We start from the raw sequence: 14,918 nt of genomic DNA on the forward strand, positions 1-14,918 counted from the left end.
ATCCGCTTCCTGTCGGGCCCAGGCTCTACGCGCCGCCGCCGCCGTCCTCGGCGCCGGTCGGCACCGGCCGTTCGAAGAACGTCTCCAGGACCACCGTCGCCTGTGTGCCGCTGACCCCCTCGATCGCGTAGATCCGCCGCAGTACGTCCTGGAGCCGTTCCGTGGTCGTCGTACGCACCTTCACCAGCACCGACGCGCTGCCCGCGATGACATGCGCCTCCAGGACCTCGGGCAGGGCGGCGAAGCGCGGGCCCGAATCGCCCATCCAGGCGCTCGATTCGACCATCACGTACGCGAGCACCCCACCGCCCACCGCCGCCGGGTCCACCTCGATCGTGGTGCGCCGGATGATGCCTCGGTCGCGCAGCTTGCGGACGCGTTCGTGGGCGGCTCCCGCCGACAGGCCGACGGCGCGGCCGAGCGCCGCGTACGACTGGGTGGCGTCCTGCTGGAGCAGGGTCAGCAGGACGCGATCGATGTGATCCACGGAACTCCATTCGGTATGACTGTGCGATGACCATATCCGATCCTGCAATTTCTCGAACATGCCGAATTCTGTTCGGCAGTTGTGTGAGGGTGGGCCGTGATCCGTGATCCGTGATCCGTGATCCGTGATCCGAGACCCGAGATCAGTGGAACGTCGTGAGGAAGGGTGAGGCATGACAGAGCGCAGGCGGCCCGCGCTGTACGAGGTGCTCGACGAGCGGTTCCGGACGGGCCGGTGCACCTTCGGCGACGAGCGTCTGGAGGTGCTGTACGACGGATGCCGCTGGGCCGAGGGACCGATCTACCTCCCCGCCTGGCGGCAGCTCGTCTGGAGCGACATCCCCAACGACCGGATGCTCCGCTGGGACGAGGAGACCGGCGCCGTCAGCGTGTTCCGCCGCGCCGCCGGGCACACCAACGGCAACACCCTGGACGGTGAGGGCCGGCTGATCACCTGTGAGCAGGGCAACCGCCGGGTGACGCGGACCGAGCACGACGGCACGATCACCGTGCTCGCGGACCGCTGGCAGGGCCGGCGGCTGAACAGTCCGAACGACGCGACGGTGAAGTCGGACGGCTCCATCTGGTTCTCCGACCCGGACTTCGGCATCGTCACCGACTACGAGGGCCATCGCGGCGAGAGTGAGATCGGGGCGAACAACGTCTACCGGATCGACCCCGTCACTGGTGAAGTGCGGCTGGTCGCGGACTGCTTCGAGGCGCCCAACGGTCTGGTCTTCTCGGCCGACGAGAGCCGGCTCTACGTCTCCGACACCCGGGCCGGGTACGTGCGCGTCTTCGACGTGCGCGACGACGGCACGCTCTCCGAGGGCAAGGTCTTCGCCGACGCCTCCGCCCGCCCGGGCGCCCGCTTCGACAATCTGCGCTTCGACGCCGACGGCCGGCTGTGGTTGGCCGCGATGAACGACGGCGTCCACTGTTACGACCCCGACGGCACCCTGATCGGCCGGCTCGACATCCCCGAGGCGGTGGCCAACATCGCCTGGGGCGGCGCCAAGCGCAATCGTCTCTTCATCGCCGCCGAGACCAGCCTCTACTCGGTCGTCACCTCCGTCACCGGCACGCATCCGGCCCCAGGGCCCGGCCGACCCGGCCGATCCGCGAGCTGACCGCCCGCGCGGTCCGCCCCCTCCCGCCCTCTCCCGTACCCTCGTTCCTCCGGTCCCGATACGGAGAACATGCCGCTCAGCCCGTGTCGGTGTTGGGCCGAACGAGTGAGGGACGGGAGGATGGGCGCATGAGTAGGTACGAGAGGTACGACGTCACCGACGAGCAGTGGGAGGGTCTGGCCCAGGTCGTCCCCCTGCGCGGCAGGGACGAATGGCCGTCCATGGTCGACCACCGGGCGATCACCGAACAGCGGCACGCGGCCGCCGAACAGCGCCGGATGGTCGTCCTGCGCGTCCAGGTCTTCGCCGACGCGCGCGAGGTCGCGGAATACCTCATCGCCCAGATCCCCGTGCTGCTCGACCTCACGAGCGCGGACACCGAGGTCGCCAAGCGCATTCTCGACTTCAGCAGTGGCGTCGTCTTCGGTCTCGGCAGCGGGATGCACCGGGTCGACCGCAACGTCTTCCTGCTCGCTCCGGCCGGCACCGAGGTCGAGGGCGCCGAGGAGGAGAGCGCCGAGGGCAACGCGACGGGCAGGCTCCCTCGTTCGTAGGAAGGTCGTTCCGACGTAACGGTTCGTCGTGCGGAGGGCTGCGTACCGTCCGGTCATGACCATCACCGGAGGCAACGCCCCCGATCGTTCGTATCGACCACCCCGCCCGCCCGGGCCGCCGTTCGCTCCCGCCGACGGGCAGGTGCCCCCACAGGGGCGGCCCCCTGGCCAGGTGCCCTTCCGTGACCGCTCGCGTCCCGCCCCTGCCCCTGCCCCCGCCCCAGCCTGGGAAGCCGAGCCGGTGCCCGGGTTCGGGCCCGCCCCCTCCGCCAGGTCGGCATCGGCATCGACGCCGACGGCGGCGGCGGACGGGCGGACCGGAGGGGCGTCGCTCCGGCCCACCGTCACCGAACTGCGCCTGTCGGCGTTCGGAACGCATCGCGGGGTGGTGCTGCCGCTCGGCCCCGTGACACTGCTGCGCGGGGCGAGCGGCAGCGGGAAGACCACCGCCCTGCGCGCGTACGAGGCGCTGGCGCGGCTCGGGGCGGGCGCGGAGCTCGAAGAGGCGCTGCCGGACGCCGCCGACCGGGTGCCGGAACGGTCGCGGCCCGACCCGCAGGGCCGACGCGGTTTCCGGATCGGCTGCACGGTCGACGGCCCGGTCGGGCCCGTCCATCTCGACATCGCCGTCCAGGCCGAACCCACCCTGCGGATCGTCGGCGAACGGCTCACCTCGGCGGACCACACCCTGTTCACCACCGCGCTGCGGGACCCGGAACGCAGCAGCGTCCAGGCCGAGTGGCACACCGCCGGCAACACCCCGGTGACCCGCGCCCCGTTCCCCGACGACGTCCTCGGCACGGCGCTGCTCCCCTTGCGCGTCGCCGGGAAGACGCAGGGGCAGCGGGACGTCCTGGCCGCCGCCGAACAGGTGGTCGTCGGGCTGCGGTCGGTCTTCCCCTGTCACCCGCTGCCGCACCGGATGCGGCAGCCCGTGCCGCTCGGCGAGGGCAGGCTGCGGCGCGACTGCCACAACCTCGCCGCCGTACTGCACCGCACCGCCACCGAGTGCCCGCGCCGCCATGCCCGACTGGCGGCCCTCGCGACCGCGGGGTGCGTCGGCACGGTGGCGGGGCTCGGTTTACGGGAATCGGAGACGGGCGGCACGGTCGAGGCCGTCCTGGAGCGCGCGGGGCTGCCGGACATGGCGCTGGGCCGGCTCGGCGACGGCGAACTGCGTTATCTCGCCCTCGGACTCGTCCTGCTCACCGGCCCCGGGGTGCTGGCCGTGGACCCGATCGCCGAGGTGCCGCAGGCGATGCAGACGCTCACCGTGCTCGCCGACGGGTTCGACCACGCGCTCGACGCGCGGCAGACGGCGGCCCTGCTCGGGCTGGCCGGGGAGATCTGCGCGAGCGGGCACATGCGGCTGGTCGCGGCGGTGGGGGAGGGAGTCACGGGTGTGATGGAAGAGTTGGACGGGCGGGGTGGGTCGGACGGGTCGGACGGGCTGGGCGGGCTGGGCGAGTCGGACAGGCTGATCGGTTCGAAGGGGTCGGACGTGCCGGGTGTGACGGTGGTAGACCTGGGGGGTGACAGAACTTGATGTGGCGGGCCTGCAGCGACGGCTCGCCGACTTCGCCGCGGCCCGCGACTGGCAGCCCTTCCACACGCCCAAGAATCTGGCGGCGGCGCTGAGTGTCGAGGCTGCCGAACTCCTGGAGATCTTCCAGTGGCTGACGCCGGAGGAGGCGGGCCGGGTGATGGCGGACCCGGAGACGGCACACCGGGTCCGCGACGAGGTCGCGGACGTGCTCGCCTATCTGTTGCAGTTCTGCGGTGTGCTCGGGGTCGATCCGCTCACGGCCCTCGCGGCGAAGATCGATCGCAACGAGATCCGTTTCCCGGCGCGCGGGCGCCGGGGCGGGGACTTCGGCGGGGCGGGCGAGGCCCACAAGTCCGGCGGGACCGGCGGGGACAGCGGAATCGATCATGCCGTTGAGGCCGCCCCCGACCCCGATTGTCACTCTACGGAGTGATCGAATTATCCCCAACGAGCTTCCTGTCCACAGATTTCCGAATTCCTCTGGTGTTCAGGCTCAGTCGGCCTCACGCTGGGTAATGGAAAGAGTGAGCGGTAAGTCGTCAGAACGGGGGCTTCGTTGATGGACGCGGAGCGATTGATCGCAAACGGGCGATACGCGCTGGCGGAAGCCCACGCGCCGTGGGACATCATGCGGGAGGCCTGGCAGGCCCAGGCCCTCGCCCAAGTGATAGGGGGTCACCTCGCGGCCGAGGGGCCGCTGGAGTTGCGGAGCGAGGCACGGGGGCTGAGCGAGACCGGCGGAGTGCGCGGCGGGATGGAGCATGCGGCGCTGCGCACCGGAGGGCCGAGGGCGGCACAGCTCACTTCCGTGGGGGATGTGCGCGCGGCGCTGACCGCGCTCGGCGTGCTGCTGGGGGAAGTCGGCATCGCCCTGGTCGGGGTGGCCTGCGCGCCGGACGAGGACGGGCTGTACTGGCAGTCCATCGAGGCGATCGACGCCGCCGACGAGGCGGGCGACCACGTCCGGACCATGCTGCGGCGGCTCGCGGTGCGCGAGCGCGACCGCCCGCCGGACCCGGCCCGGGGGCGTGCGGGCCCGGGGTAGGGGGCGCGGGCCGGCACGCCTTGGCCCGGCTTGGGCGTGGAGGGGCGAGGGTTGGCGGGGTGGTGCGGGCCGAGGTCGGGGCCGGGACGGGGGTCGAGCCCCTGGCTGGGCGGTACGGGCGGGGCCGAGGCAGGGCGTGACGGGTGCGGGGGCCTGTGTCGGGCGGTTGGTGCGGGCCTGAGCGGGGTGGGTGCGGCGCGGTGCGGCAGAGCCAAGGGCCGGCTCAGGTGTGCCGGACGGTGTGGCCGGGGTTGAGGCAGGGGCCCGGTCGGCGCGGGGGCTTGTGGCCGGCGGCCGGGGCGGGCCTGCGCCGGCCGGCCCCGAACCGGGCCGGGGTACGGGCCTGCCCCGACGCCCGGCCCGGGTGTGCGGCCGCCGCCTCCACCGGGAGGCGGCGGCCAAGGGGGCCCGGGGCCGACGAGACGCGGGCCCCGCCGGTTCGCCTAGCCATCCGCCACCCGTGCCCGCCACCTGCCACCCGTGCCCGCGTCCACCACCCGCACCGAGGGCCTGGACCCGTACCGGCTGTCCGCTACCAGGCGCCGATCGACCTCTGCCCGCCCGCGCCTGGTATCCGTACCTGCTGGGCAGTCAGCGGTCAGTGGTCAGTGGTCAGGGGGAGCCGGCGGTCAGCGGGCGGCGGAGTCCGGTCCTGCCGGGCCCGGGCGGGCTTCGTCCGCGTCGCCCGCTTGGCGGTCCGCCGCGGACTGGAGGTCGGCGTCGAGTTGGGAGAGGTCGGCGGTGAGTGCGGCCATCATCGCCTCCATCTGCTGAAGCAGGCCGTGAGGTGCGTCTCCGCATTGCGGCTGTGCGGGGACGGACGACACCGAGGACATCGCGGGGATCGACGGCGGCAGGTGCTGTTCGGAGGTGACGATGTGCTGCGGCGCGGTTTCCTTGGACATGGCGGCCTCCTCGGCCAGGGGCCCTCCCGTACGGGAAGGACCACCACACAAAGGGACGTACCGGCAGGTCCGCAGGCACGTTGGGCCGGGCGATCCGGCTCCGCCCCGCCAACGAATCGCCCTCGGCGCAGGTCACTGGCCTGGGTCGATGCCCCTCGCCCGGGGGCGGATTTTCACCCGGGCGAGGCGGTGTCGAGCACCGGCTGACGAATCGGTTGACGCACCTTCGGGTGCAGGATGGAGGCATGGATCTTCGCATCTTCACTGAGCCCCAGCAGGGGGCGTCCTACGACACGCTGCTCACGGTCGCCAAGGCGACCGAGGACCTGGGCTTCGACGCGTTCTTCCGCTCGGACCACTATCTGCGCATGGGCTCCGGCGACGGACTGCCCGGCCCGACGGACGCCTGGATCACCCTGGCCGGTCTCGCCCGGGAGACCAAGCGGATCAGGCTCGGCACGCTGATGACCGCCGCCACCTTCCGGCTCCCCGGCGTCCTCGCCATCCAGGTCGCCCAGGTGGACCGGATGTCCGGGGGCCGCGTCGAACTCGGGTTGGGCGCGGGCTGGTTCGAGGAGGAGCACCAGGCGTACGGGATCCCGTTCCCGAAGGAGAAGTTCGGGCGTCTGGAGGAGCAGCTGGAGATCGTCACCGGGCTGTGGGGCACCGAGGCCGGCAAGACGTTCTCGTACGAGGGGGAGTACTACCAGCTCACCGACTCGCCCGCGCTGCCCAAGCCGGCCCAGGCGAAGGTCCCGGTGCTCATCGGCGGCCACGGCGCGCGCCGTACGCCGCGCCTCGCGGCGCGGTTCGCCGACGAGTTCAACATCCCCTTCGCGTCGCTGGAGGAGACCGAGCTGCAGTTCGGGCGGGTCCGGGCGGCGGCCGAGGAGGCGGGGCGGCCCGCCGACGCGCTCGTGTACTCGAACGCGCTGGTGGTCTGCGCCGGCCGGGACGACGCCGAGGTGGCCCGCCGGGCCGCCGCCATCGGCCGGGAGGTGGACGAACTGAAGGCCAACGGCCTCGCGGGATCGCCCGCCGAGATCGTGGACAAGATCGGCCGCTACGGAGCCCTGGGCGCCCGCCGGATCTACCTCCAGATCCTCGATCTGGACGATCTGGACCACCTGGAGCTGATCTCCGCTCAGATCCAGTCGCAGCTGGGGTGATCCGGTGCGACCCGGGCGCACGCTGGGCGCCGCCCTCGCCGACGAGGTGCTCGTGCTGGACGGCGGGCTCTCCAACCAATTGGAGGCACAGGGCTGCGACCTCTCCGACGCGCTCTGGTCCGCGCGGCTGCTCGCCGACGGGCCCGAGCGGATCGAGGCGGCGCACACCGCGTACGCGCGGGCCGGTGCCCGGGTCCTCACCACCGCCTCCTACCAGGCCACCTTCGAAGGCTTCGGCCGGAGCGGAATCGGCCACGCGGAGGCGGCGCGGCTGCTCGCCCGCAGTGTGGCGCTCGCCCGGTCGGCGGGTGAGCGGGCGGAGCGGGAGATCTGGGTGGCGGCCTCGGTCGGGCCGTACGGGGCGATGCTCGCCGACGGCAGCGAGTACCGGGGCCGGTACGGCCTGTCGGTCGGCGCGCTCGAACGGTTCCACCGGCCCCGGATCGAGGTCCTGGCCGAGGCGGCACCCGACGTCCTGGCCCTGGAGACGGTGCCCGACACCGACGAGGCCGAGGCGCTGCTGCGGGCCGTCGAGGGGTGCGGGGTGCCGGTCTGGCTCTCGTACACCGTCGACGGCACCCGCACCCGTGCCGGGCAGCGGCTGGTGGACGCCTTCGCCCTGGCGGCGGGCCGGGACCAGGTCGTCGCCGTCGGGGTGAACTGCTGCGCCCCCGAGGACGCCGGACCTGCCGTGGAGATCGCCGCCGCCGTGACCGGCAAGCCGGTCGTCGTCTACCCGAACAGCGGCGAGGGGTGGGACGCCGTCGCCGGGGACTGGCGGGGGCCCGCCACCTTCGACCCGGCCCTGGCCGGGCGATGGCGGGCCGTGGGCGCCCGGCTGATCGGTGGCTGCTGCCGGGTCGGCCCCGCCGCGATCGCTTCCCTGGCGGGCGTGGTGGAGCGCGAGCCGCACGGGCGCGAATGAGGCGGGGGAGGGGGCGGGACACGGGCGGGGCGAGCCGGAGGCCGGCGTAGCCGGACGGCTTCAGGCACGCGCCGGGATGTTCCGGTCCGGCGTCCGCAGCGTCGCCCGTGTGGTCCGCGCGCCCGTGTGGTCCGCGCTCGGGTGGTCCGCGCTCGGGTGGCCGAAGCCCGGGGTGTGCGCCCCGGGGCGCGGAAAATGCCTGGTCGGCGGTAGGGCGCATGGTCATACTCGGACGGGTGTTCCTCACCATTCGTACCACTGGTACGCCTCAGCGACCCGCGACCGATCTCGGCTTCCTGCTGCACAAGCATCCCGGGAAGGCGCAGTCCTTCTCGACCGCGCACGGCACCGCGCATGTCCTCTACCCCGAGGCGGACGTCGAGGGGTGCACGGTCGCGCTGCTGCTGGAGGTCGACCCCGTGGTGCTGGTCCGCAAGGGCCGGGGGAAGGGCCGGGGCGGGGCGCCCGACGCGGCGCTCGCGCAGTATGTGAACGACCGGCCGTACGCGGCGTCCTCACTGCTCGCGGTCGCGCTCGCCAAGGTCTTCAAGAGCGCCCTGCACGGCGCCTGCGCCGCGATGCCCGAGCGGGCCGCCGCGCCGCTGCCGCTGCGGATCGAGATCCCGGCGCTGCCCGCGCGCGGCGGACCGGGCCTGGTGGCGCGGCTGTTCGAGCCGCTGGGCTGGACGACCGTCACGGCGGAGCCGGTCGCGCTCGACCCGGAGTTCCCCGAGTGGGGCGACTCCCGCTATGTGCGGCTGGTCCTGGAAGGCGAACTGCGCCTGGCCGACGCGCTCAACCAGCTCTATGTCCTCCTGCCGGTGCTTGACGACGCCAAGCACTACTGGGTCGCGCCGGACGAGGTGGACAAACTGCTGCGGGCCGGTGACGGCTGGCTCGCCAGTCACCCCGAGCGGGAGCTGATCACCAGCCGCTATCTCGCGCGCCGTTGGAGTCTCACCCGGCAGGCCACGGAGCGGCTGGCGCTCGTGCGCCTCGCCGAGGCCGACGGCCTGGACGTCGAGGACGTCGACAACGCGGTCGACGAGGCGAGCGACACCGAGGAGCGGCCCGTGCCGCTCGCCGAGCAGCGCCGCACGGCGATCCTCGGCGCGCTGCGTGCCGCCGATGCCGCCCGCGTGCTCGATCTCGGCTGCGGGCAGGGGCAGTTGGTGCAGGCGCTGCTGAAGGACGCCCGGTTCGGCGAGGTCGTCGGCGTGGACGTGTCGGCGCGGGCGCTGTCCGCGGCCGCCCGCCGGCTGCGCCTGGACCGGATGGGCGAGCGGCAGGCCGCCCGCGTGACCCTGCTGCAGGGCTCGCTCACGTACACCGACAAGCGGCTGGCCGGCTACGACGCCGCCGTGCTCAGCGAGGTCGTCGAGCACGTCGATCCGCCGAGGCTGCCCGCCCTCGCGTACGCGGTGTTCGGCTCCGCCCGGCCGCGCACGGTCGTGGTGACCACGCCGAACGCCGAGTACAACGTGCGCTGGGAGTCGCTGCCCGCCGGGCACGTCCGGCACTCCGACCACCGATTCGAGTGGAACCGCGAGGAGTTCGGCGCGTGGGTGGCGGGCGTCGCCGACCGCTACGGCTACGAGGTGGTCCTCGCCCCGGTCGGCCCGGACGATCCCGAGGTCGGCCCGCCCACCCAGATGGCCGTCTTCACCCGTACCGACACCGACGCAGCCCCCGGCAGCGGTACCCCCACCGGCACCGCTGTCGACACGACCCCCGCCACGAAGAAGAAGGAGGAGGACGCGGCATGACCGACCAGACCGAGTACACCGAGCACACCGATTCGACCTCGGACCGCAACTCTGCCGCGCCCCGTACGCTGCCCGTCACCGATCTCTCCCTCGTGGTCCTGATCGGCGCGACCGGTTCCGGCAAGTCGACCTTCGCGCGGCGCCACTTCAAGCCGACCGAGATCGTCTCCTCGGACTTCTGCCGAGGTCTCGTCGCGGACGACGAGAACGACCAGAGCGCCAGCAAGGACGCCTTCGACGTCCTCCACTACATCGCGGGCAAGCGGCTGGCCGCGGGCCGACTGACCGTCGTCGACGCCACCAACGTGCAGACCGAGGCACGCCGGCAGCTCGTACGGCTCGCGCGCGAGCACGACGTGCTGCCGATCGCGATCGTCCTCGACCTGCCCGAGGAAGTGTGCGCCGCGCGCAACGCGGACCGCCCCGACCGGGCCCACCTGCCGCGCCACGTCGTCCAGCGGCACCGCCGCGAACTGCGCCGCTCACTGCGCGGACTGGAACGCGAGGGCTTCCGCAAGGTGCATGTGCTGCGTGGCGAGGAGGAGGTGGCGGCGGCCGCGATCGTACGGGAGAAGCGCTACAACGACCTGCGCCACCTCACCGGCCCGTTCGACGTCATCGGCGACATCCACGGCTGCCGCTCCGAGCTGGAGACCCTGCTCGCGAAACTGGGTTACGAGGACGGGCACCACCCGGAGGGCCGTACGGCCGTCTTCGTCGGCGACCTCGTCGACCGCGGTCCCGACAGCCCTGGTGTGCTGCGCCGCGTCATGGGCATGGTGGCCGCCGGGGACGCGCTGTGCGTGCCGGGCAACCACGAGAACAAGCTGGGGCGTTGGCTGCGCGGTCGTACGGTGCGGCAGACGCACGGACTCGCCGAGACGATCGAGCAGTTGGAGCGCGAGCCGGAGGAATTCCGGTCCGAGGTCGCGTCGTTCATCGATGGCCTCGTCAGCCACTACGTCCTCGACGAGGGGCGGCTCGTGGTCTGCCACGCCGGGCTGCCCGAGAAGTACCACGGCCGTACCTCCGGGCGGGTCCGCGCGCACGCGCTGTACGGGGAGACGACCGGGGAGACCGACGAGTTCGGGCTGCCGGTGCGTTACCCGTGGGCGGAGGAGTACCGGGGCCGGGCGGCCGTCGTGTACGGGCACACGCCCGTGCCGGACACGTCCTGGATCAACAACACCCTGTGCCTCGACACCGGCGCGGTGTTCGGCGGCAGGATGACGGCGCTGCGCTGGCCCGAGCGCGAACTGGTCGACGTACCGGCCGAACAGGTCTGGTACGAGCCGGCCCGGCCGCTCGCGGCCGAGGCGCCCGGCGCCGGCCAGGGCCGGCCGCTGGACATCGACGACGTGCGGGGCCACCGGGGCGTGGAGACCCGGCTGATGGGCCGGGTCGCGGTCCGCGAGGAGAACGCGGCCGCCGCCCTGGAGGTGATGAGCCGGTTCGCCGTCGACCCGAGGCTGCTTGCCTACCTGCCGCCGACGATGGCACCGACGGCGACCTCGAAGGAGGAGGGCTATCTGGAGCACCCGGCCGAGGCGTTCGCCCAGTACGCGGCCGACGGTGTCGGGCGGGTCGTGTGCGAGGAGAAGCACATGGGTTCGCGGGCCGTCGCCCTCGTCTGCAAGGACGCGGCGGCGGCGGAGCGGTTCGGCGTGGACCCGGGCGCGGCGTTCGGGGGCCCGGGCGGCGAGGGTGGCGACGGCGGTGACGGCGGCGGAGTGACCGGGGCGCTGTACACCCGTACGGGCCGCCCGTTCTTCGCCGACCAGGCCACCACCGAGGAGGTCGTCGGACGGCTGCGCGCCGCGATCGACGCGGCCGGGCTCTGGGCCGAACTCGACACGGACTGGCTGCTGTTCGACGGCGAGCTGATGCCGTGGTCGCTGAAGTCGACGGGCCTGCTGCGCAGTCAGTACGCGGCGGTCGGCGCGGCCTCGCGGGCGGTGTTCCCCGGCGCGGTCGCGGCGCTCGAACAGGCCGCCGCGCGCGGGGTGGAGGGACTCGACGGGCTGCTCGGCCGGCAGCGGGAACGGGCCGCCGACGCGGCGGCGTTCACCGACGCGTACCGCCGTTACTGCTGGCCGACCGACGGCCTCGACGGTGTCCGGTTCGCTCCGTTCCAGGTGCTCGCCGCGCGCGGCCGCTCCCTGGCCGCCGTACCCCACGACGAGCAGCTGGCCTGGCTGGACCGGCTGGTCGAGCACGACCCGACGGGGCTGCTGCGGACCACCCGGCGGCTGGTGGTCGACCCGGCCGACGAGGCGTCCGTGCGTGCCGGGACCGACTGGTGGCTGGAGCTGACGGCGGCGGGCGGCGAGGGCATGGTCGTCAAGCCGCTCGCGGCCGTCGCCACCGGGCGCGGCGGACGGCCGGTGCAGCCGGGCGTGAAGGTGCGCGGCCGGGAGTACCTGCGGATCATCTACGGTCCCGAGTACACCCGTCCGGACAACCTGGCGCGGCTGCGCGAACGGTTCCTCGGACACAAGCGGTCCCTGGCCCTGCGGGAGTACGCGCTGGGGCTTGAGGCGCTCGACCGGCTGGCGGCGGGCGAGCCGCTGTGGCGGGTGCACGAGGCCGTCTTCGCGGTCCTCGCCCTGGAATCGGAGCCGGTCGACCCCCGGCTCTGACGGGGCGGAGCGGGTTGGGCGGTCGGCTCGGCCGTGGCCGGGGTGATCGGCGGCTCGCGCTGCCCGGTTGGGCCCGAGGACTTCCATGGCTGTCGTCCGGAACTCCCGGGCGGCGGCCCGAGGCGCGGGGGCGCAGGGGCGCAAGAAGGCATGGAATGCGCTTCCTTGCGCCCCTGTGTGTTCACTCGTCCGCGTTGACGGGGTTCTTCGTCTGCCTCTAGGTTTTTCAGTCCGCAGAGTGACGGGGTGTCAACGCTGTGATTCCGGTGGCCAATTGTCCGGTGAGCGCAGTGCCCGGATACGCGCCAGGTGGCGGGGGTGGGAGCGGGAAAGTGAGCCTCTTCGGCCAGGACTGCTCCTTCCTGCACGCCCTACCCGCCGCCGACCGTCGTGCTCTGCTTGCGGAGGGGGCCCCGCGCTGTTACGCGCAGGGCGAGGTCATGATCCGCGAGCGCGACGCCTCCGCGTACGTCCTCGCCCTGCTCTCCGGCTGGTCCGCCGTCTCGGTCGATACCGAACGTGGCGCCCGGCTCATCCTGGCGCTGCGCGGCGCGGGCGAGATCGTCGGCGATCTCGCCGCCGTCGACCGGGGGCCGCGCAGCGCCACCGTCACCGCGCTCGGCCAGGTCGAGGCCGTTGCCATTTCCGGCAACCGGTTTCGGCGCTTTCTCGCCGCCCGGCCGCACGCCACCGCCCTCGTCATGCGGCAGCTCGCCACCCGGCTGCGCAGCGCCGACGTCGAACGGCGCTCGCTCGCCTCGGAGACCGTGCTCCAGCGGCTGGCAGTCCGTCTCGTCGAACTCGCCGAACGCGCCGGGCGGCGCGACGAGTCCGGCACCGCACTCGAACTGCGGTTGCCCCAGCATGACGTGGCGGCGGCCATCGGCGCGACCCGGGAGGCCGTGGCCAAGGCGCTGCGGCTGCTGCGGGAACAAGGGGTCGTCCGTACGGCCCAGCGCACTGTGATCGTGATCGACATGCCCGTCCTGGTGCTGCTCGCGCAGGGGCACCCGGCGCGCGAGACACGCCCGGGGAGGCGAGGGCGTCCGGAGCGTCCCCGGCGCTTGAGCCCCGGCGCGCATTCATCGGACGAACAACCCCCGCCTGTGTAAAACGCTACATCGCTCGCGCGCCGTAGCCGCCAGGCTGGACGTGTCACCACCGCGGAACCAGCTGAAGCACCTCAGAGGAGTCCGAGTGAGCAGTACGGGAGCGAGCGCGAGCGCCGGGGTCCAGTGCCAGCCTGACGGCTATCGCCACATGAACGACCGACTGGGCGGCCAGCGCCTTCTGCACGCGGCGGAGCGTCGAGACCGAGAGCGGCTCCGGGGGCTTCTCGACCGGCTCGTACGGGACCGGGACCGGCCCCTGGACACGTGCGCGCCGCGCCGTGTGCGGGACGCCGTCGCGGAGGGAGTGAACTGATGAACCCGCCGAACGAGGAACCGGCAGCCGACGTCGGCGGTGCGCCCCACTGGGACGCGCGCGATCAGGAGGCTTCCGGCCGGGGCTCGCCCTGGTGCGAGGAGCCCTCCGGAGCGGTCCCCGTTCGGCCGCTACTGCGCGAGGTCCGGCCGCTGCGCCAGCGTCGCGGGGGTGGGATCGCGGCCGTGCTTCTCTACCGCAACGGCGGTCACCGGATCGTGTGGCCCGACCGCACGGAGGACCGTGGGAAACCGTTGATGCGCTCCCCGTACACCGTCTTCGAGGTGCGCCTCGGCCGGAACGTCACCGGATTCACCCTCAGGCTGCCCGCCGCCGAGGACGGCGCCTCTTTCGTCGCCCGGGTCCAGGCACGCTGGGCGGTAGAGGACCCGTACCTCGTCGTCCGCGAACAAGTGCGGGACGTGGTCGGGTTGCTGCGCGACGAGCTGCTCGCCGGGCTGCCCGCACTGTCGTGCCGCTTCCGACTCGCCGAGGCGCGGCATGCCGAGGAAGCGATCCGGGAGGAACTCGACTCCGGCCGGCTGGTCGTTGGCCGTGACCTCGGATTACGCACCCGGATTCTCGTCTTCGTGGACCTGGACGAGCCGGTCGAGGAGGAGGCTGCCCGGGCCGGGGAGCCCGACGTCCGCGAGGCCCGGGCGACCCTGCGCGAGGAGACGGGGGAACAGGAGCGGGTGGCGTCCGCGGCCGCGGCACTCGAAGATCTGTTCCGAAGGGGTGACGTCGCCCGCCTGGCCCGCCACCTCGCGCGCCATCCTGGCCGGGTGGGGGAGATCCGTGTTCGGCTCCAGCGGGAGAAGAAGGAGGGCCGGGAGGACCTCCTGGCCGTTTTCTACCGTCTGCTCGACTCCGGGGTGTTCGAACGCTACGAGATCGACGCGTGGACGTACCAAGTCCTCCAGCATCTGCGCGGCATCACCGGAACCGGTCTGGACGACACCGTTCTCGGTGGTGCCGGCGGGCGGGGATTCGGAACGGGCCGCCGGGCCGGCCGCCCGGCCCTGGAGGGTGCGGGTCCCGAACCCGCCGCGCCCTACTGGGGCGAGGCGCCGGAAGCGGAAACCGAGCCCACCTCGGACCCCGGATCTGAGGCTTCGGGTGGCTCCGGGGCGGACCCCCGGATGGATGAACCAGCCTGCGTTCAGGCGCCTTTCGGACGCGACGACTGCTCTGGCCCGCACCCGGTCCGGGATGCCCGGCCGAGCGCCGACCTCGACGACGGGAGCGATGTGTGACCGCCTTGCCGACACCCGATGCCCACGCCCCCGGCGGCTCCGGGACCGGCGCGGCGCCCGGTGCCGTTCCGC

The 14,918-nt window shown here is 73.1% G+C and carries 12 protein-coding genes and 2 pseudogenes; 12 read left to right on the forward strand and 2 right to left on the reverse strand.

The window, feature by feature from the left end:
* Positions 1-25: 25 nt before the first annotated feature.
* Positions 26-487, reverse strand: a complete 462-nt coding sequence (locus ABZ990_RS02345; RefSeq protein WP_361223957.1) for an Lrp/AsnC family transcriptional regulator — start codon at positions 485-487, stop codon at positions 26-28.
* A 172-nt stretch (positions 488-659) separates the two neighbouring features.
* On the opposite strand from ABZ990_RS02345, the gene ABZ990_RS02350 reads away from it, so the two are divergent.
* From ABZ990_RS02350 to ABZ990_RS02370, 5 genes and pseudogenes are all read left to right on the forward strand, one after another.
* Positions 660-1,616, forward strand: a complete 957-nt coding sequence (locus tag ABZ990_RS02350) for an SMP-30/gluconolactonase/LRE family protein (RefSeq protein WP_361223960.1) — start codon at positions 660-662, stop codon at positions 1,614-1,616.
* 128 nt (positions 1,617-1,744) lie between these two features.
* Positions 1,745-2,170, forward strand: a complete 426-nt coding sequence (locus ABZ990_RS02355; protein ID WP_361223962.1) for a cell division protein SepF — start codon at positions 1,745-1,747, stop codon at positions 2,168-2,170.
* Between the two features lie 352 nt (positions 2,171-2,522).
* A pseudogene (locus ABZ990_RS02360) lies at positions 2,523-3,557 on the forward strand (ATP-binding protein); the annotation flags it as partial.
* 145 nt (positions 3,558-3,702) lie between these two features.
* Positions 3,703-4,017: pseudogene (locus ABZ990_RS02365) on the forward strand (nucleotide pyrophosphohydrolase); the annotation flags it as partial.
* 258 nt (positions 4,018-4,275) lie between these two features.
* Positions 4,276-4,761, forward strand: coding sequence for a DUF6099 family protein (locus ABZ990_RS02370; protein WP_361223965.1), 486 nt, complete (start codon positions 4,276-4,278; stop codon positions 4,759-4,761).
* A 629-nt stretch (positions 4,762-5,390) separates the two neighbouring features.
* Here the strand turns inward: ABZ990_RS02370 and ABZ990_RS02375 are convergent.
* On the reverse strand, positions 5,391-5,597 hold the full coding sequence (locus ABZ990_RS02375; protein ID WP_361224439.1) for a hypothetical protein: 207 nt from the start codon (positions 5,595-5,597) through the stop codon (positions 5,391-5,393).
* A gap of 314 nt (positions 5,598-5,911) precedes the next feature.
* Between ABZ990_RS02375 and ABZ990_RS02380 the strand changes: the two genes are divergently transcribed.
* The 7 genes from ABZ990_RS02380 (at position 5,912) to ABZ990_RS02410 (ending at position 14,846) form a co-directional block, all read left to right on the forward strand.
* Positions 5,912-6,835, forward strand: coding sequence for an LLM class F420-dependent oxidoreductase (locus ABZ990_RS02380; RefSeq protein WP_361223968.1), 924 nt, complete (start codon positions 5,912-5,914; stop codon positions 6,833-6,835).
* A 4-nt stretch (positions 6,836-6,839) separates the two neighbouring features.
* Positions 6,840-7,760 carry a homocysteine S-methyltransferase gene (mmuM, locus tag ABZ990_RS02385; RefSeq protein ID WP_361223971.1) on the forward strand — a complete coding sequence of 307 codons (921 nt, stop codon included), beginning with the start codon at positions 6,840-6,842 and terminating at the stop codon, positions 7,758-7,760.
* Positions 7,761-7,996: 236 nt separating this feature from the next.
* Complete coding sequence (locus tag ABZ990_RS02390; RefSeq protein ID WP_361223974.1) at positions 7,997-9,526, forward strand: 3' terminal RNA ribose 2'-O-methyltransferase Hen1; 1,530 nt, start codon at positions 7,997-7,999, stop codon at positions 9,524-9,526.
* Positions 9,523-12,165 carry a polynucleotide kinase-phosphatase gene (locus tag ABZ990_RS02395; protein WP_361223976.1) on the forward strand — a complete coding sequence of 881 codons (2,643 nt, stop codon included), beginning with the start codon at positions 9,523-9,525 and terminating at the stop codon, positions 12,163-12,165. The genes ABZ990_RS02390 and ABZ990_RS02395 overlap by 4 nt, the downstream gene beginning before the upstream one ends.
* Positions 12,166-12,497: 332 nt before the next feature.
* Positions 12,498-13,277: a Crp/Fnr family transcriptional regulator gene (locus ABZ990_RS02400; protein ID WP_361223979.1), complete on the forward strand. Its 780-nt coding sequence runs from the start codon at positions 12,498-12,500 to the stop codon at positions 13,275-13,277.
* Between the two features lie 85 nt (positions 13,278-13,362).
* Positions 13,363-13,590, forward strand: coding sequence for a hypothetical protein (locus ABZ990_RS02405; protein ID WP_361223982.1), 228 nt, complete (start codon positions 13,363-13,365; stop codon positions 13,588-13,590).
* On the forward strand, positions 13,590-14,846 hold the full coding sequence (locus ABZ990_RS02410; protein WP_361223984.1) for a hypothetical protein: 1,257 nt from the start codon (positions 13,590-13,592) through the stop codon (positions 14,844-14,846). Before ABZ990_RS02405 ends, ABZ990_RS02410 begins: the two co-directional genes overlap by 1 nt.
* Positions 14,847-14,918: the final 72 nt, after the last annotated feature.

This window comes from Streptomyces sp. NPDC046203 (genome assembly GCF_040646255.1).
GTDB lineage: Bacteria > Actinomycetota > Actinomycetes > Streptomycetales > Streptomycetaceae > Streptomyces.